Origin of the sequence: Streptomyces sp. NBC_01214 (genome assembly GCF_026340975.1) — a bacterium.
GTDB lineage: Bacteria > Actinomycetota > Actinomycetes > Streptomycetales > Streptomycetaceae > Streptomyces.
Window position 1 is genome coordinate 572,984 of the sequence record NZ_JAPEOS010000003.1, and the last position, 17,839, is coordinate 590,822.

The window sequence follows — 17,839 nt, forward strand, 5'->3', positions numbered from 1 at the left end:
ACCGGTAACCCACTTCGGCTAGCGCTAGATGCTCAACTGTGCTCCGGGGGCGCACGCCCTGCGCGCCCGAGATCACAACGAGTGCGCCGTTGATCGGTTGCGCCTCCATCGCCGTGACGGTCGGTAACGGCCCGAAGTTGGCGCCGGGCGGGCCCAGGTCGCGGCGCGGCCCGAGTCGTCATCGAACGGGTGGCGTCTGGACGCCTGTTCTCCGCGTCCGGACGGGTGACCGCCGAGGCTTCCGGCGATCGGTCCCGCCAAGGATGGGCCGCGACCGCATTGACGTGCACCGCTACCCGGAGGAGCTCTCATGCCCGACACCGCCACCCCGGTACTGACCCGCAAGATGCACTACATGTTCGCGCTGCTCGACGCCGATCGAGACGGCCTTCTCGGGGCGGATGACCTGACCGCTGTCGCCGACCGGATGGCCGAGGTGTTCCCGGGCCGGCCGGACCGGATCCACACGCTCCGTGACGTCCTGCACCGGCTGTGGGAAGACCACCTGGCACACGTCGACCTCGGGGGCGGCCGCCTCGACCCCGAGGCCTTCGAGCGGGGGATCCGACGCTCGGTCGCCGCCAGTCCTGTCACCCTGCTGGAGACCCTGCACGCGGGGGCTTCGGCTTGGCTCGCTCTCACTGACGTGGACGACGACGGACTGATCGGGCTGGACGAGTACCTGCTGCTCAGTCAGGCGATCGGCGGGGTGCCCGCGCAGCAGATGAAGGAGGCGTTCCACCGCCTGGATCGTGACGGGGACGGGACACTGGATCCGGCCGAAATTGACGCCGCCGTCGTGGAGTTCTTCACCAGCGACGACCCGAACGCCCCGGGCAACTGGCTCTACGGACCGTTCTGACCGGCTCTCGCACCTCCACCCTCGATCCTGAACAACCGAGACTGCCTCCAAAAGGGCTGACCGAGAAACCTGGGCGGGGACCTTCGGCCCCGACGAGGTACCTAGGGCCCCTCTTCTGTCCGGCGCTGGGGTGTCAGCGTGGAGCTGCCCCCAATAGCGGTCGGCCAGGAGGAGCTATGGAAAGCAACAGCAGAGGTCCGGACCTCGGATCGGTCATCGTCGGTGTCGATGGGTCCGAGCCTGCCCGGTGGGCGGCGCTCTGGGCTTCGGACGAGGCTGCGCGGCGCCGTCGCCCCCTGCACATCGTGTACGGGTCCGACGTCGACGGCCGGGTCCTCGAGCTTTCGGACGACGACATGGAACGGGTCCGTGTCGCAGGGCGTGAACTGCTGGACGTTACGGCCGAGGCCGTGCAGGCCCGGCATCCCGCGCTCTCGGTCACGACGGAGTTCAGCCGTAGCGGGCCTGCGATGAGCCTGTGCCGGGCCGCGAGCGACCGCGGGACCCTCGTCGTCGGCAACCGAGGACCGGGCGGATTCAGCTCCTTGACCCTGGGCTCGGTCGGCCTCAAGGTCGCTGCGGACGCTCGTACCCCCGTGATCGTCGTGCGGGGGAGCGAGCAGGAGGCCGTGAACGGTGTCGTGCTGGCCGCCGTGCGCGACGAGCGCGATCTCGATTGCGTCCGTCACGCCGCGCGTGAAGCCGAGCTGCGCAAGGCCTCGCTTCGGCTGCTGTACGTACAGGGCGTCCTGCAGTCCGTCGTCTCCGCGGCGGGAGCAGCCGATGGCCAGAACGGGGTCGCCGGCCACCGTGGGCAGAGCTTGAAGGTCGTAGCCGAGCAGATCCGGGCCGAGTGCCCCTCGCTGACGGTCCAGGCGGACGCGGAGAGGAGTGTGTCCGTCGCCGGGGTGCTGGTGGAGGCCTCCCGCCATGCCGATCTGCTGGTCATGGGTGGGCGCCGTTCGCCCGGCTACCTCGGGCGCACCCTGGGGCGCGTGACGCACAGCCTGCTGCACCATGCGCACTGCCCCGTCGAACTGATCCCGCGGCACGCCGACGAGCCCAAAAACGAGGCGTCATGACGACCACCGAGATGGCCACCACCGAAGCCGGCGAGATTCTCGTCCGCATCGACCCGGCGGAAAACTGGTACGCGAGCCTGGCTCGGGCGGCAGCCGAGGCTGAGAAGCGCGGGCTGGGGCTTCGCCTCGTCCTCACCACAGCCCCTCAACAAGATCTGCCCCCTGCCACCGAGAGCCGAAGTGCCACTACCGGCCAGTGCCCCTCAGAGGCGGAACGGTGGGGCGAGGAAGACGTCCGCCGTGAAGAACGAGACACAGGCGGAACGCAGTAGCGCCAGGCAGACGCCGAGCCCGGCCGGTGGGCAACGGCGGTGCGGAGCGCTGTGAATGGTCAGTCGTGGGGGATGACGGCCACCGGCGTCCGGCAGTGGTGCAGGACCGCACGGGTCACACCTCCGGTGTGGGGACCGAGCCGGGATTGGCGGTTGCGGCGCCCCATGACGAGGAGGCCGGCCGTGTGGGAAGCCTCCACCAACCTTCGCGCGGGGTGGCCGGGGCGGATCTCCCCTGTGACGCGCAGGCCGGGGTACGCATGCCGCCACTGCTCGATCGCCTGCGTCAGGTCTCGTGCGGTCCTCGCGTCCGCAGCTTCGGGCGCCATGGCCGAAGCGGTCAGCGCCGCATCGCTGCCGAGCCCTCGCTGGGTATGCGGGCTGTGTACGACTCGCAGGGGTACACCGAGCCGGTGGGCCCGGGAGAAGGCGTGGTCCAGAACTTCGTCGCACGGGTGCGAGAGGTCCAGGCCGAGGACGATGCCGCCGTTCGGGATCGGAGCGCGGCCCGGAACCAGGACGACAGGATGCCGGGTACGGGCGACCACGGACAGGGCCACCGAACCGGACACGAACCCGGCGACCCCGCCCAGACCGCGGGAACCGAGCACCAACAGCTCGGACTCCTCGGCGGCCCCGCACAGAACGGTGGCCGGCTCGCCGCACAGCTCCTGCGCGACCACGTCCAGGCCCGGATGCGTGCGCCGTATCCGCTCGGCCGTGGAGCGCGGGTCCGCGTCGTACGGCTCCTGCCGGGTGCGAGAGCCGATGAGCGGTGAATGGACGTCCGGTTCCAGGCCCCACACATGCAGGAGGCGAAGGGCGAGACCGCGTCGGCGCGCTTCGTCCGCGGCCCAGGCGACGGAGGCCAGGCTCTCGCGAGATCCGTCGAGCCCGACGGTGATCGCCCGGGACCGGCGGACCCCGAGTTCGGGTGGAGAGGTTGGCACGGGGTGGAACACGGAAGGACCTCCGGTCTGAAACGGCGAGCCGTGCTGTTGGGAGAGGCGAGCCACAGCTCAGGCGAAGACGGCCTTGAGGGCCCGCAGCGCCGTCAACGGGTCGGACAGCGCGTGGTAGACGGCCGGAACCTCCTTGTCGACGCCCAGCAGTTCGTACACCGCGTGCATCGCCCCGCGGACGGAGTACTCGACGGTGAAGACGACGTCCTCGGGGATCTCGGTGAACTGGCCGAGGAAGGCGAAGTTTGTCGACCCTGAGGGGACCACCAGCGGCCGGTCGTGGATGTCACGGCGCTCGAACTGGCTGGTGATGTAAGGCATCATCACGGTCGTGACGGCAGTGGTGGCGCACACCTCGTCGGCGATGTCGTCGAAGCCGAGGTGCCCGAGCAGTTCGACGAGGATCTCCTGTCCCGTGGCCTCCGACATCTTCTTGCCGGTCAACTCGCCCGGTTCGTCCACGAACAGCCCGTACCCCCAAAGGGTGAAGACGTCCTCGGGCTGGCCGGCGAAGTGCGGCTGGTGGGGCACGACCACCGACATCAGCCAGCGAGAGTCCTTGAACGTCATCAGCGCCCCGGTGCCAGGGGCATTGCCGGAGAACTCCTCGATCCGCTTGAGCAGCGCCGGACTGCGCATCGTCAAGGTGAACGACTCCCACTTGGCCTCGTCGACGTTGCCGTTGAAGGCCCCGGGCCGACCGAAGTCCGGAGCCTTGCGGGCCAGCGTCTCCCACAGGTTCCAGGCCCCGTCGCGCTTGTCGCGGACCAGCTCGGGGACGGTGTCGTCGCCTCCGTAGCGGGCGTCCGCGGTCATGGAGCCGATGGTGATGAACGCGTAGTCCCGCGGCCCGATTCCGTACGATCCCGCTGTGCCGTCCCGTTCGAAGAGGATGCGCTCGGCCCGGCGCTCGCCGGCCTCGCCGACGGCGAACTCCACGTCGGTGACTCGGATTCCGTGCTCGATACGGACTCCGGAAGGGTGCAGCGGGCTCACAGGGGCCTGTCGGCCCTCTCTCGGCCAACAGGGCCCTCACAGCGGCGAGAGCGAACCTTCCGGCCCCCGGCACTCTGCCCCTGCTTCCGAGATCGACGGTGAACCGCGCGGCTCTGAGGGACCATTGGCGGCGCGGCGTAGCCCGTTCGCCCTCATGGCCCGCGCCCTCCGTGCGGGGACATTGGCCCTGGGGGCACGCACAGGGCCTGCCCATGAGGAAAGGTTCCTACGACATGGCTCTCCACCAGCACCAGCGCCAGCACCGTCAGCCGGGAATGCGCTTCGCCCGGTGGCGCAAGGCCACCTCGGCCACAGCGCCCGGTACCGCGGCTGATGAACTCACCACGCCTCTGACCGTCGCGCGCGTCGCGGCAGCGACCCGGCTGCTGACCGCGTTCACGTTCCTCTGGGCTTTCGGCGACAAGACGTTCGGCTGGGGATACGCGACCCCGGCGGGCAAAGGATGGATCGATGGCGGGTCTCCGACCAAGGGTTTCCTGAGCCACGTCTCCGCCGGGCCGCTGGAGGCGACGTTCCACTCCTGGGCCGGGGCGGCCTGGGCCGACTGGACCTTCATGCTGGGACTGCTCGGCATCGGTATCGCCTTGGCTAGCGGCGTCGCCCTACGCGTCGCGGCTGCTGCGGGCACCACGATGATGGCGCTCATGTGGGCCGCCGAGTGGCCCCCTGCCAGGCACCTATCGGACGGCAGCCTCAGCATGTCCACGAATCCGTTGGTGGACTATCACGTCCTGTACGCGGCGGTCCTGGTGACCCTCGCGGCGATCGGAGCCGGACGCACCTGGGGTCTGGGCAGCCTCTGGCAGAGCCTGCCCCTTGTCCGCGGCAAGCGCTGGCTCGTTTGACGACGCCGGAGGACGGTCCGGGGCCGCCGCGGCAGTGGCGGCCCCGGACCGCCTGTACTGAGTCGGACGGCACCGTCGGTGCTGCCCGGAGCCTCGTCGCGGCCGACCTGTCTGCCTGGCGCACCCCGCCTGGCCTACCGTGTGACCCACGGATGCATCCGTCATCTTCCGGGAGCGGTCGCTCGTGTCGTTGGTCGGTCGCCAACCTGTTCTCGATGGCACCCCATGTGGAGCGCTTGACCTACGAAGGCATCACGCGGCCAAACCGACGTCGAGGATCTTGGCGGCTTTGCCGATGGAGCCGGGTATGAGGTGGCGGTAGATCTTGAAGGTGATGTCGAGGCTCTTGTGGCCCATCCATTCGGCGACATCGGTGATGGGGATGCCGTTGCTGAGGCAGTTCGAGGCGAAGAAGTGGCGGAGGCTGTAGAACACCATGCCGTCCGGGACGTCGACCTCGTCGGCGTGCTTGATGCGCTGCCACTGGTTCTGGAGGTAGTACGCCAGGTATGGCTTGGTCGGGTCCATGGGGTGGCGGAGGAGGTAACCGTCGACCGTGCCGTGCTTGTCGGCGTACCACTCGATCGTCTCCCGGACGAGGGCCGGCAGGCGGACGTCACAGGGGGAGAGGGGTTCAGTGGCTAAGCTGCGGACGGAGATGCTCAAGGGCACGCTCGAGGGCATCATCCTCGCGTCCCTGTACGGCTACGAGATCACGGCACGGCTGCGGGAGCAGGGCTTCTCGGACATCGCCGAAGGAACCGTCTGCGCGCTGCTCATCAGGATGGAGAAGCGCGGTCTCGTCGACGTGGAGAAGGCCCCCTCCAAGAAGGAGCCGCCCCGCAAGGTGCACTTCCTCAACGCTCAAGGGCGGGAGTACCTCGAAGAGTTCTGGAGGACATGGAGCTTCCTCGCGGAACGATTGGACCAGCTCCGCGAACGGGGAGACGAGTGACCATGTCCGATGGCGAAAAGACCGGCTTCATAGCGAAGATGACCGGGCCCAAGAAGCGCTGGAGGGCGTACAAGTCCCGCGTCAAGGAGCTTCCCGAGAACTACCGCACGGTGGTCGAGGCGATCGAGCGGTACCGGATGCACTTCGTGCACAGCAACGCCTCGACCTTCGAAGACCTCGCTGACCTGTTCGAGCAGGCGGCGGTGGACGGAACCCCGATCCGCGAGATCGTCGGGGAGGACCCGGCGGAGTTCGCCGAGGCGTTCGCTCAGAACTACACCGAGGGCGGCTACGTCCCCGCCCGCGCACGGAAGCAGCTGACCGACGACATCGAGCGCGCCGCCGGTGCCCAGACCGGACCCGAACGACAAGACGGTCTGATCGCACCTCAACACAACGCACTGCCCAGGGGCCGAGCACTGCATTCATCGCCTCTCTGCACAGCGCGGCCGGCGGGGTCATGCCCCGCCGGCCGTCTCTCGCCGCATGCCCGCGGCACCGTCGCAACTGACCACTGCGTACAAGGAGATTCATGATGGGAAACGGCAGCAACGGACTGTCCGAAGCAGGTCTGCGCCGCCTGCGCGAGGTGCTGGAAGCGCATGTCGAGTCCAGGAAGATCCCCGGACTCGTCGCGCTGGTCGGCCGGGGCGGGGAGCCCATGTCGAGGCGATCGGGACGATGCGCCATGACGGGGGAGCGCCGATGCGCGGGGACAGCATCTTCCGGATGGCCTCGACGACCAAACCCGTCGCGGTCGCCGCGACCATGGTGCTGCTGGACAAGTGCCGACTGCGGCTTGACGAATCGATAGACCAATGGCTGCCGGAACTGGCCGACAGGTGGGTGCTCAAGCGGCCCGACAGTCCGCTGGACGACACCGTGCCGGCCCGGCGTCCGATCACCGTACGGGACCTGCTCTCCTCCACCCGCGGGCTCGGGCTGGACATGACGGCGACGGGCTCCCCGATGATGACCGCGTACTTCGAGCGGAAGGTTTACGGCGAGAACGGATGGATGTTGCCCGCGGTGGAGCCGGACGAGTGGATGCGCCGCCTCGGTACGCTTCCGCTCATGTACCAGCCCGGGGAGCGGTGGCTGTACAACGTCAGTGACGACGTGCTCGGCGTGCTGGTGGCCAGGGTCACCGGCCAGTCGTTCGAAGCGTTCCTGCGAGAGTGCATCTTCGATCCGCTGGGCATGAAGGACACCGGCGTCCACGTACCCGCCGACAAGATCGACCGGCTGCCGCCCCTGTACGCCCCCGACCCGCAGATCGGGGAGTTCACCGTGGAGGACCCGGCCGAGGGAGGGCACCACAGCAAGCCTCTGGCGTTCCAGTCGGGCGGCGGCGGACTCGACTCCACCGTCGACGACTACCACTCCTACTTCCGGATGCTGCTCAGCCACGGGATGCACGGCACCGAGCGGATCCTGTCCCGGCCCGCCGTCGAGCTGATGACCACCAACCGCCTCACGACCGAGCAGCAGGCCGCCCTGCAGGCATGGGCCCGCAGCATCGTCCATCTGTCACACGGTCAGGGTCAGACCGGAGGCTGGGGTTTCGGGATGACGGTGCGCACCTACCGGGGCGACTACGCGCCCATCGGCCAGTACGGCTGGGACGGTGGAGCCGGCACCACGACGTACGCCGACCCCCACAACCAGTTCGTCGGCATTCTGCTCACCCAGACCGGGATGTCCACACCGGACTCGGCGCGGGCCATGCAGGACTTCTGGACCACCCTCTACCAAGCAATCGATGACTGACGGTGAAAGTGGAGACATGGGTCACTCGGGTCAAGGTGCGGGAGGGGCGAATTCCCCCGATCGCGTCACTGGCGGGGGCCCTGATGCCGACTAATGCTGATTTTAAGGGACTCGCAACGCTCTGACCTGCGAAAATGTTGTGCGATCCAATGGTTCTGGAACTGGATCGGACGGTCCCAAGAGGATATCGCACAGGCCCGCGAGGACTGGATGCATGGGACGAGATTCGGCGAGGTGAAGGGGTATGACGGCCTTCCGCTTCCGGCTCCTGACCTGCCCCCGACCCACCTCAAAGCCCGCGGCCGAGTGCGCTGACCTGCGATAACTGGAGAGAGGCGGTCCCGCTGGGCGCGGGTTGTGCGCCCTTCCGGTTGTTGAAGGCTCGGTGCTTCCGATCGCGCCTCGCGCTTGCCCTTCGATGGTGCGGGGCCTTCCCCCTCTGTGGGCGTCCGTGGGTGGGCGTGTGTCTACGAATGCTGACCCAATGCTGACTTTTCTGACGCTGCGTCAGGTGAGGGTTCGGGCAGGTGGAGACGTCGAATCGACCTCGTCGGCGATCGGCGCTTGCCTGGAAGTTGTTCCCGGCTGCGTGCCGGTCGGGTTGCCCACTGCGCTTCGCAAGGGCCGGACCGAGAGTCTGATCGCCGGGGTGCCACCGCTTGTAGGAAGCGGACAACACCTGCAGCGGTCGTCGCAGCGGCGTCCGCCGTGCAGTCTCAGCGGACCGTCACGCTGCCCCGCTGGACGAAGGGCCCGCTCAGCTTTGTGTTTAACCTCGCCGGGTCACCTGACCTGCTGATCTTGGCTTCTTCCTGAGACAGCAGGACGGCCGTTCTTCACGCTTCGAGGTGTCGAGCAACGTCGCGTGAAGGAACGGCCGCTGTGAAGAGTCTGGCTTCTGCAGGTCCCGCTGACGCCGCGCTGAGCGTGCTGTCCCACTTTCGTGTCGAGTTCTACGACTGCCTCTACAAGCGGGCGGATGCGCTTTTCGAGCTCACCGACGCGGTGCTGTGCGCCGATGGTCCGGTGACGTCGCTGGCCGAGCTCACGCTGACGGCCGAGCACCGGCGCGGGCACGGGGCGATGTACGACGCGGTCAACCACGGCTGGCTGGAACCGCGCCGCCTGCGCAGGCTCCTTGCCTCTACACCGCTGCCGCGGGCCGCCGACGGGCGGATCGTCCTCGCGGTGGATGTGAGCAACTGGCTGCGTCCCGACGCTCCGACCAGCCCGGACCTGCTGTTCTGCCATGTCTACGGGCGGGGCCGCAGTGCCGACCAGATGATCCCCGGCTGGCCCTACTCCTTCGTCGCCGCGCTGGAGACCGGGCGGACATCGTGGACCGCCGTGCTGGACGCGATCCGGCTGGGACCCGCCGACGACGCCACGGCGGTGACCGCCGCCCAGCTCCGCAACGTCTTCACCCGGCTCCTGCGGGCCGGCCAGTGGAAGCCTGGTGACCAGGACATTCTCATCGTCATGGACTCCGGCTACGACGTCACCCGCCTCGCCTACGTCCTGGCGGATCTTCCCGTCGAGCTGGTCGGCCGTCTGCGTTCGGACCGGGTGATGCTCCGTGACGCCGGCCCGCGCCGTTCCACTCCGCGCGGCGGGCAGCCCCGCAAGCACGGTGGTGTCCTCACCTTCGCCAAGCCCGAGTCCTGGCACACCCCCGACCAGGCCACTACGTGCGGCACCACCCGCTACGGCACGGCCGAGGCCCTCGCCTGGAACGGGATGCACCCGCGTCTGACGGCGCGCGGCCCGTGGCTCGATCACTGCGATGAACTCCCTTTGATCCACGGCACGTTGATCCGGCTGAAGGTCGAGCATCTGCCCGGCGACCGCGACCCGAAACCGGTCTGGCTGTGGTCCTCCAAGACCGGGATGACCGGCGCGGACGTCGACCTGCGCTGGCAGGCATTCCTGCGCAGATTCGACCTGGAACACACCTTCCGGCTCTTCAAGCAGACCCTCGGCTGGACCGTCCCCAAGGTCCGGGATCCCCACACCGCCGACCTGTGGACCTGGCTGATCATCGCCGCCCACACCCAACTCCGCCTCGCCCGCCCCCTCGCCGAGGACCTCCGCCGCCCCTGGGAACGTCCCGCCGAGCCACGACGGCTCACCCCCGCCCGGGTCCGCCGCGGGTTCCGCCACCTCCGCGCGAAGACCGCCCGTCCCACCGGCGCGCCACAACCCTCCGGTCCCGGTCCCGGACGCCCACCCGGCTCCAGAAACCGCAGGCCAGCACCACGCTACGAACCCGGGAAGACCGTAAAACGAGCCGAAACCCTCACCGAACACGTCCGCCTGAAACAGCAGCGAGGTTAAACACCAAGTTGAGAAGCCGTATTCATACCGATCATCGAGTGTGGTGATCGAACGGGTTTCCTGATCGGGTGATCTCGGGATGGTCGGCGCATGAGAGCAGGGCCTCTTGGTAGCTCGGAGGTGTTAACCTCGATCTTTCGTGACGGTCCGTCGGCTTCTTCGGCGGGCCGTTTCGGTTGTTCGGGTCGGTGGCGGGCACGCTGATGGCCCGGCTGTCGCGTCGGGTGGGCGCCGGATTCCACGGCTCCGGTCGGGGTGATGCTGCTCGCAGGGACGGGAACGTGCTGGTCAGTCGGGGTTTGGGAGAGCTTCGAGCCGCGCCAGCGCGTCGGTGATCACGTCGGTCCAGGGCCAGTGGCGTGCGAACCTCAGGTGCCGGCGGCGGGCGGTCGTGACGATCTGGGCGGCGGCGGAGAGAAGGCGGAACCGGAGACGGCGGGGCTCCCACCTGCGGATTTCGCCGGTCAGAGCGAGCATCGGCATCCAGGCCAGCAGGTCCAGGGCGAGCTGGACGATCTCCAGCCAGATCTGGTTCTGTGCGGTGTCGTGCAGGGGCAGGTTGCGCAGGCCGGTGGCCCGCGCGGCCCGAATGCGGTCCTCGGCTCGCGCTCGCTGGCGGTGCCGCAGCTCCAGTGCCGCGATCGGCATGTCGGTGGTGTTGGTGGCGAAGCAGGTCAGCCGCAGTCCGTCAGCGTCGGTGATGCGCAACTGGGCGCCGGGATGGGGCCGTTCCTTGCGGACGATCAGCCGCATTCCCTTCGGCCAGCCCTTGAGGCAGTCGCCGGTGATCTCGGCGACCCAGGCCCCGTCCCGGATCTCGCCGCCGGGCTCGATCGCTGCCGTCCAGGCCGGGGCGGGGACCTTGAGTACGGCCTGGTGGATCTGTTCGGTGAGGGTCATGCCGACCGAGTACGACAGCCACCGTCCGCGCTGGGCGAGCCAGGCGACGAACTCGTGGGTGCCGCCGCCGGAGTCGGTACGGATCAGCGTCCGGCGTCCGCGCCGGTACTTCTTCGGCAGTTGCGCCAAGGCGAGCCCAGCCGTGGTGATGTGGTCGGCGGCGGTGTTACTGCCTGCGTTGCCCGGTCTGAGCAGGCTGGCGACCGGCTCACCGCTCCCGCCGCTTCCGTGATCGACGAAGCCCATCAGGGGGTGGTGTCCGAAGGTCTTCTTCCAGGTCGCGGTGGCGTCCTGCTTCTCGGAGTGGGCCAGCACGAGCACCCCGTCCAGGTCCACGATCACCTGCCCCGCGGCATCCGGCGCCGCAGCGCCGGCCAGCTTCCAGACGCGCTCACGCGCTTCGGCCCGAGCGGCCCTTATAGCGGACAGGGCCTTCGGCCCGGCTGCGGCGAGGGCGTCGACGAGCCGGGAGACCGTCGGGTCGGAGGCCACCGGCCCGAACACGCCGGGCTCGGCCCGCAGCGTCCCGACATCCGCGAGGCAGTCCCCGCCCAGCGCGACCGCGAGGGCCACGTCCAGCAGGATCTTGCCCGGATCGTGCACCGCCCGCGGCCGTCGCCACGGCGCGAGCGCCGCCGATATCGCCTGGTCCAGCCCGGCCTTGCGGACCGTCTCGACCAGCAGCACGGCCCCGGCCTGTGACACCACCCCACGGCCACCGCCCTCGATGCGGACGCGTGGGTAGGACCCGATACGCTTCTTCACCTGGGAAGTGCCTCCGGCGGTGGCAGGAACAAGGACCTCGACAATCCTCATTCTTGCTGGTCAGAGGCACTTCTCGCTTACCTGACCACCCGTCGGACAGCCCGCTTCATGAAAGCGCGAGGTTAAGTCCAACCGAGTGCCCAGGAGACCCTGTTGTCACAGTTGCACGCGCTCCTGGCTGTGTCGTTCAACTTGCTAGCCGTGTCGTGCGATTGCCTCGCCCATGTGTACGGGAGAGCGGCGGACCAGCCGACTGGCAGCGGGTGTACCCGTCCGACATGACGGACGCGGAATGGGCGGCGGTGCGGTCGCAGCTGCCGGTGCCAGCCTGCTGGAGGGCAAGGGCGGTAAGCCGAGGGCCACTGCCACCGGCCGATGATTCGGCCCCTTCGCGAGCACGGGCCGGAGCTGTTTGCGGTAGACCGCGTCCGTGGTGGCCTGACTGCTGTGGGCGACCACGGACGCTGACCCGTCAGTGGTCCTGCTTACGCCTGCCTCCGATTTGGTATGGCCGCATCATCTCGTTGTCCTCGTGCTCGACGATGTGGCAGTGCCAGACGAAGCGGCCAGGGTGGTCGAACCGGGCCTTCACCCGGGTGATTTCTCCTGGATAGGCGATCACGGTGTCTTTGAAGCCGCGTTCCCAGCTCTCCGGCGGAATGGGTGACCCGTTGAACGGTTGCCGGTCCACCACCTCGAACGCCACCTCGTGGATGTGGATTGGGTGGGCGTCCACAGTGAAGTTGTGCAGCTCCCATGTTTCGGTCGCGTTCAGCCTTGGGTTCTCCGTGACCGGGTCGGCCCAGGCGAGTGCCACCGGATTGCCGGCCGCGTCGAGCGTCCCGAGCAAGTTCTGGACAGGTGTTCCCGGTGGCACCAGGGGGCTGCTGGAATTCGCCTCGGTGAGAGAGAGCCGACGGGTCACGCTCGCCGAGCCGAGTGGCCTGATCCTGGGCAGCCTGAGCCGGTCCGGCGGGACGCTGGTGTCCTTGCTCACCAGCGGGCCGACCACGAATTTCATCACCTGCCCAGTGGTGGCCGGATCTGCCACGGGGAAGGCCACGCCTGGTTCGCCCCGGCCGAAGGGTTCGTCCGCGCCCTCGTTGATGAGGTACAGCTCGGTGCCTTCTGGGATCCCGGTGAAGTCGACGATGACGTCGGCCCGCTCCGCGTTGGCCAACAGCAACCGCTCCAGCCGCACCGGTGCGGGCAGGAACCCGCCTTCGTTGCCGATCTGCCAGAACGGTACGGCCGACTGAGCCGGCCGGGCGGTCGGACTGTCCGCGATCTTCAGGATCAGGAACCGGGCATTGCATCCGTTGAGGAAGCGCAGCCTGTAGCGACGCGGTTCGACTTCGAGCTTGGGCCATGTCCGGCCGTTGACCACCATGGTGTTGGCGAAGAACTCGGGGTTCCAGATGGGGGACACGTCGGTGGTGGGAATGTACGGACCCGCGAACCCGTCGAAGAATTCCCGGCTCGTGGGGTAGAACAGCGAGCCGTCCGAGTTGAACGAGCGGTCCTGGACGGCCAGGGGAATCTCGTGGTACCGCGTGCCCGGCGCATCGCCGAAGGCGGGCGCCGGTCCGGGCAGGGCCCCCTTGGGCAGGTCGCACTCGCCGCCGCGCAGCAGGTAGAACCCGGCGGGCCCGGCGTAGACGTTGAGCCGGGTCAGACCCAGGGTGTGATCGTGGAACCAGAGGGTCGATGCCCGCTGGTCGTTGGCGTACTGGAAGGTCGCGGTACCCGGGGCCCACTTCAGGCCGTGCGCATCGTCGAACTTCTCCCGGAACTCGTCGTAGAACGAGCCCACGGTGGCGAATCCAGGAGGAATGTTGTTCGCGCGCGGCAGGTACCACGCTTCGGTGTAGCCGTCGCTCTCCTCGGTGGAATGCCCACCGTGCAGGTGCGTGACGATCGGCACCGGGCCGGTATACGGACCCGGCGTCGATGTGAAGGTCGGCCGGGAATCGCGCCCGGCGTTTCCGCCCGGCGGATTCGCCCAGTGCAGGGTGGGGTCGACCGCGAGCAGGTGCGGGAGGAAACGGCCCTGGCTGTCGACGAGATCGTTCACCCAGGTGACCCGGACAGGCCGGTCGGTCTTGGCCTCGATGGTGAACGATGGGTAGTTGAACGTGCTGTTGTCCCCGAGCGAGCCGTATCCCCACAGGGTGGTGGACGGCAGGGTGGGAGGCAGTACCTGCTGGCTGAACTGCCGGACGCCGATGACGTACGTGTCGATGCCGTGCCGCTCCGAGTGGCGGGCCTTCGGCATCACCGGCGGGATCACCAGGTTGGTGACGTACTTCGGAATGGTCGTGGGGTCCAGGGTGGGGACCGGGAACTTGCCGACAGCCCCGGCCCCTGGGGCTGCCCCGGTCCCCTTCGGGAGTGCCACGGCTCCACCGGGTCCTGGAAGAACCAGTGACGCCCCGCCAGCGGCTCCGGCTACGAGCACGTCTCTTCGCGCGATCATTTCTCTCGCCTTCTGCAGCCCGAGGGCGCGGATCATTTCCGCACCAGATGTTATGGGTTGCGCACAGTGAGTAATGGGACGACGCCTGGCGTGTCGGCGGACCGGCGGTACCGGGCGGTGTGCGGGCTGTAGTCGGCGCGGTGACGGCCCGAATCCGCTGCCGCGATTTTCGGACCTGGCATAGGTTAATGACGGATTGTGATCGCTGAATGCCAGTGGCATGCGGGATCCGGAGGACGGGGGGCGCGACTGCTGAGCGCCGGGCGTTTCGTGAGGGATCCGGCTGAAGGCCGGTGGGCTGTTCGCGGCGGGTGAGAAGACCGCGCTGATCGCGAATGAATTGCGGGTGAGTGTGCGGTCGGTGGAACGCCAGCGGCGTGCCTGGCGCGAGGGCGCTGGGTCACCGCCTACGGCGCACCGGTCGCACCCTGGAGCCGGCCACCACTCCAGCCAGGAACCCGGACCAGATGCCCGCTGGTTCGAAGTCGTATCCCAACCGATCTTGGAACGAGGGGGTCGAACGGACTTCCCGGTCGGGTGATCTATGGGGCCCGGTGCGTGAAGGCAGGGCCTCTTGGTAGCTCGGGGGTGCGAACCGATCCGAGAACTTCCGGGAGGCCCTGTTGTCGTTGTTGTACTCGCCCGCGCCTGCCCAGTTCAACTCGTCAGCGGTGTCGTGCGATTGTCTCGCGCATGTGTACGGGAACGCGGCTGAGTATCCGGAGCGGGTACGGCGGTATCCCTCGGATATGACGGACGCGGAGTGGGCGGCCGTGCGCCCGCTGTTGCCGGTCCCGGCCTGGCTGGAGGGTCGGGGCGGGCAGCCCGAGGGCTACTGCCACCGTCAGATGCTGGACGCGATCCGCTACCTCGTCGCGGGCGGGATCTCCTGGCGGTCGATGCCGGTGGACTTCCCCGCCTGGGCCCGGGTCTATGCCTTCTTCCGCCGCTGACGCGAGAACGAGCTGATCGCCGAGTTCCACGACCGGCTGCGGGAGAACGTTCGAAAGCGGGAAGGTCGCGAGGCGGAACCTAGCGCGGGGATCATCGACGCGCAGTCAGTGAAGGCGGCCGCCTCGGTGCCCGCCGCCTCACGCGGCTACGACGGAGGCAAACGGGTCAACGGGCGGAAGCGCCACGTGATCACAGATTGTCTCGGTCTGATCCTGGTCGTCGCGGTGACCGCCGCGAACATTGGCGACCGCGAGGCAGCCCTCCCCTTGCTGGCCCGGCTGCGGAACCGGCACCGGGACATCACCCTGGTCTGGGCCGACAGCGGCTACACCGGCGGCCTGATCGACTGGTGCCGCGAGAAGCTCGCGCTCACCCTCGAGATCGTCAAACGTGCCGACGACATGGAGGGGTTCGTGGTGCTACCGCGACGGTGGGTGGTGGAGAGGACGCTGAGCTGGTTGATGCATTCGAGGCGTCTGGCCAGGGACTACGAGACCCTGCCCGCGACCAGCGAGGCGATGATCCTGTTCTCGATGATCACGCGGATGGGGCGCCGGCTGGCCCGGCCACGAGCCGCCGTCCGGCACTGAACATCCCCGATGCCTCCAGGAGCAGCCAGCCACGCTCGCCCAGGCGTTGCGCCTTCGAGCGCACTCCTTCGACCTTCGCCGGCATCGTCGTATCGATCCCCAGCGCCTCCGCGATGTCCTTGGCCCGCACCGGCTCCGGGCCCGGCCGGTCCTGGAGCACATTCAAGATCCGCTGATTGTCCGGCGAGAGGACCGACACCGACAGCCCCTCCCGCCACGCAGGTACCACGGCTCCCGGCACCGACGCGGCCACGGGCTCAGGGCCGGGCTCGTGCGGCGCGACCTTCTCCTCTCCGTCCTCCGTGATGACGGCGGTCTCGGCCGCGGACACGGCCAGGGCATCAACGAGTTCCTCACGCGCGATCACCCGCCGCTCCAGCTCAACCTCGGCGGCCTCCAGCGCCGCAGCCGCCAACGCCGCAGCCTCCCGAAGCTCTTCGGCCCGCACACGAGCAGCCGCCTCGCGCTCCTCCAGCAAACCCAGAATCGACGCCACCGCGCGCACCTCGACGATTAGACGGAAACAGGACGCGGGATCTCTCCCTCATCATCCCACCGGAACCATTCCTGACCAGCGAAGACTCAACGATCATGTTCGGTTGAGATACGGCTTCTCAACTTGGTGTTTAACCTCGCTGCTGTTTCAGGCGGACGTGTTCGGTGAGGGTTTCGGCTCGTTTTACGGTCTTCCCGGGTTCGTAGCGTGGTGCTGGCCTGCGGTTTCTGGAGCCGGGTGGGCGTCCGGGACCGGGACCGGAGGGTTGTGGCGCGCCGGTGGGACGGGCGGTCTTCGCGCGGAGGTGGCGGAACCCGCGGCGGACCCGGGCGGGGGTGAGCCGTCGTGGCTCGGCGGGACGTTCCCAGGGGCGGCGGAGGTCCTCGGCGAGGGGGCGGGCGAGGCGGAGTTGGGTGTGGGCGGCGATGATCAGCCAGGTCCACAGGTCGGCGGTGTGGGGATCCCGGACCTTGGGGACGGTCCAGCCGAGGGTCTGCTTGAAGAGCCGGAAGGTGTGTTCCAGGTCGAATCTGCGCAGGAATGCCTGCCAGCGCAGGTCGACGTCCGCGCCGGTCATCCCGGTCTTGGAGGACCACAGCCAGACCGGTTTCGGGTCGCGGTCGCCGGGCAGATGCTCGACCTTCAGCCGGATCAACGTGCCGTGGATCAAAGGGAGTTCATCGCAGTGATCGAGCCACGGGCCGCGCGCCGTCAGACGCGGGTGCATCCCGTTCCAGGCGAGGGCCTCGGCCGTGCCGTAGCGGGTGGTGCCGCACGTAGTGGCCTGGTCGGGGGTGTGCCAGGACTCGGGCTTGGCGAAGGTGAGGACACCACCGTGCTTGCGGGGCTGCCCGCCGCGCGGAGTGGAACGGCGCGGGCCGGCGTCACGGAGCATCACCCGGTCCGAACGCAGACGGCCGACCAGCTCGACGGGAAGATCCGCCAGGACGTAGGCGAGGCGGGTGACGTCGTAGCCGGAGTCCATGACGATGAGAATGTCCTGGTCACCAGGCTTCCACTGGCCGGCCCGCAGGAGCCGGGTGAAGACGTTGCGGAGCTGGGCGGCGGTCACCGCCGTGGCGTCGTCGGCGGGTCCCAGCCGGATCGCGTCCAGCACGGCGGTCCACGATGTCCGCCCGGTCTCCAGCGCGGCGACGAAGGAGTAGGGCCAGCCGGGGATCATCTGGTCGGCACTGCGGCCCCGCCCGTAGACATGGCAGAACAGCAGGTCCGGGCTGGTCGGAGCGTCGGGACGCAGCCAGTTGCTCACATCCACCGCGAGGACGATCCGCCCGTCGGCGGCCCGCGGCAGCGGTGTAGAGGCAAGGAGCCTGCGCAGGCGGCGCGGTTCCAGCCAGCCGTGGTTGACCGCGTCGTACATCGCCCCGTGCCCGCGCCGGTGCTCGGCCGTCAGCGTGAGCTCGGCCAGCGACGTCACCGGACCATCGGCGCACAGCACCGCGTCGGTGAGCTCGAAAAGCGCATCCGCCCGCTTGTAGAGGCAGTCGTAGAACTCGACACGAAAGTGGGACAGCACGCTCAGCGCGGCGTCAGCGGGA

The 17,839-nt window shown here is 68.5% G+C and carries 16 protein-coding genes and 2 pseudogenes; 11 read left to right on the plus strand and 7 right to left on the minus strand.

Annotated features, from left to right (window positions below; all coding sequences use genetic code 11):
* The first annotated feature begins 310 nt into the window (after positions 1-310).
* The 3 genes from OG594_RS38795 to OG594_RS38805 all read left to right on the plus strand — a co-directional run bounded on the left by OG594_RS38795 (position 311) and on the right by OG594_RS38805 (position 2,216).
* Positions 311-862, plus strand: coding sequence for an EF-hand domain-containing protein (locus tag OG594_RS38795; protein WP_266607099.1), 552 nt, complete (start codon positions 311-313; stop codon positions 860-862).
* Between the two features lie 176 nt (positions 863-1,038).
* Positions 1,039-1,944: a universal stress protein gene (locus OG594_RS38800; RefSeq protein WP_266607100.1), complete on the plus strand. Its 906-nt coding sequence runs from the start codon at positions 1,039-1,041 to the stop codon at positions 1,942-1,944.
* The gene (locus OG594_RS38805; protein WP_266607101.1) at positions 1,941-2,216 is read left to right on the plus strand and encodes a hypothetical protein; all 276 of its coding nucleotides are present in this window, start codon (positions 1,941-1,943) and stop codon (positions 2,214-2,216) included. The genes OG594_RS38800 and OG594_RS38805 overlap by 4 nt, the downstream gene beginning before the upstream one ends.
* 59 nt (positions 2,217-2,275) lie before the next feature.
* On the opposite strand, the gene OG594_RS38810 is transcribed toward OG594_RS38805, so the two are convergent.
* Together OG594_RS38810 and OG594_RS38815 are read right to left on the minus strand one after the other, a co-directional pair.
* Positions 2,276-3,166 (minus strand): universal stress protein, encoded by an 891-nt coding sequence (locus OG594_RS38810; RefSeq protein ID WP_266607102.1) that lies wholly within the window; start codon positions 3,164-3,166, stop codon positions 2,276-2,278.
* 69 nt (positions 3,167-3,235) lie between these two features.
* Complete coding sequence (locus OG594_RS38815) at positions 3,236-4,117, minus strand: oleate hydratase (RefSeq protein WP_266607103.1); 882 nt, start codon at positions 4,115-4,117, stop codon at positions 3,236-3,238.
* A 290-nt stretch (positions 4,118-4,407) separates the two neighbouring features.
* Here OG594_RS38815 and OG594_RS38820 point away from each other — a divergent pair, with 290 nt between their 5' ends.
* Positions 4,408-5,040 (plus strand): hypothetical protein, encoded by a 633-nt coding sequence (locus OG594_RS38820; RefSeq protein WP_266607104.1) that lies wholly within the window; start codon positions 4,408-4,410, stop codon positions 5,038-5,040.
* A gap of 252 nt (positions 5,041-5,292) precedes the next feature.
* Here OG594_RS38820 and OG594_RS38825 read toward each other — a convergent pair whose 3' ends face one another.
* On the minus strand, positions 5,293-5,706 hold the full coding sequence (locus tag OG594_RS38825) for a site-specific integrase (RefSeq protein WP_266607105.1): 414 nt from the start codon (positions 5,704-5,706) through the stop codon (positions 5,293-5,295).
* Between OG594_RS38825 and OG594_RS38830 the strand changes: the two genes are divergently transcribed.
* The 5 genes and pseudogenes from OG594_RS38830 to OG594_RS38850 all read left to right on the plus strand — a co-directional run bounded on the left by OG594_RS38830 (position 5,678) and on the right by OG594_RS38850 (position 10,099).
* A complete protein-coding gene (locus tag OG594_RS38830) occupies positions 5,678-5,995 on the plus strand; it encodes a PadR family transcriptional regulator (RefSeq protein WP_266607106.1) in 318 nt (105 codons plus the stop codon). The genes OG594_RS38825 and OG594_RS38830 overlap by 29 nt on opposite strands.
* Positions 5,996-5,997: 2 nt before the next feature.
* Positions 5,998-6,531: a DUF1048 domain-containing protein gene (locus tag OG594_RS38835; RefSeq protein ID WP_266607107.1), complete on the plus strand. Its 534-nt coding sequence runs from the start codon at positions 5,998-6,000 to the stop codon at positions 6,529-6,531.
* Positions 6,531-7,765: pseudogene (locus tag OG594_RS38840) on the plus strand (serine hydrolase domain-containing protein). The gene OG594_RS38835 and the pseudogene OG594_RS38840 overlap by 1 nt, the downstream one beginning before the upstream one ends.
* A 153-nt stretch (positions 7,766-7,918) precedes the next feature.
* Positions 7,919-8,080 (plus strand): annotated as a pseudogene (locus OG594_RS38845) (pirin family protein); the annotation flags it as partial.
* 606 nt (positions 8,081-8,686) lie between these two features.
* Positions 8,687-10,099 carry an NF041680 family putative transposase gene (locus tag OG594_RS38850; protein WP_323185485.1) on the plus strand — a complete coding sequence of 471 codons (1,413 nt, stop codon included), beginning with the start codon at positions 8,687-8,689 and terminating at the stop codon, positions 10,097-10,099.
* A gap of 288 nt (positions 10,100-10,387) precedes the next feature.
* On the opposite strand, the gene OG594_RS38855 is transcribed toward OG594_RS38850, so the two are convergent.
* Together OG594_RS38855 and OG594_RS38860 are read right to left on the minus strand one after the other, a co-directional pair.
* On the minus strand, positions 10,388-11,764 hold the full coding sequence (locus OG594_RS38855; RefSeq protein WP_266594891.1) for an IS1380 family transposase: 1,377 nt from the start codon (positions 11,762-11,764) through the stop codon (positions 10,388-10,390).
* 472 nt (positions 11,765-12,236) lie between these two features.
* Complete coding sequence (locus OG594_RS38860; protein ID WP_266607109.1) at positions 12,237-14,462, minus strand: multicopper oxidase family protein; 2,226 nt, start codon at positions 14,460-14,462, stop codon at positions 12,237-12,239.
* 527 nt (positions 14,463-14,989) lie between these two features.
* On the opposite strand from OG594_RS38860, the gene OG594_RS38865 reads away from it, so the two are divergent.
* Both OG594_RS38865 and OG594_RS38870 read left to right on the plus strand, forming a co-directional pair.
* A complete protein-coding gene (locus OG594_RS38865; protein ID WP_266607110.1) occupies positions 14,990-15,193 on the plus strand; it encodes a transposase in 204 nt (67 codons plus the stop codon).
* Between the two features lie 36 nt (positions 15,194-15,229).
* Positions 15,230-15,784: an IS5 family transposase gene (locus OG594_RS38870; protein WP_266608787.1), complete on the plus strand. Its 555-nt coding sequence runs from the start codon at positions 15,230-15,232 to the stop codon at positions 15,782-15,784.
* Here OG594_RS38870 and OG594_RS38875 read toward each other — a convergent pair.
* Both OG594_RS38875 and OG594_RS38880 read right to left on the minus strand, forming a co-directional pair.
* Entirely contained in the window at positions 15,732-16,280 is a 549-nt protein-coding gene (locus tag OG594_RS38875) for a hypothetical protein (protein ID WP_266607111.1), read from the minus strand. The two genes, OG594_RS38870 and OG594_RS38875, sit on opposite strands and share 53 nt — an antisense overlap.
* 130 nt (positions 16,281-16,410) lie before the next feature.
* Positions 16,411-17,823 (minus strand): NF041680 family putative transposase, encoded by a 1,413-nt coding sequence (locus tag OG594_RS38880; RefSeq protein ID WP_323185485.1) that lies wholly within the window; start codon positions 17,821-17,823, stop codon positions 16,411-16,413.
* Positions 17,824-17,839: the final 16 nt, after the last annotated feature.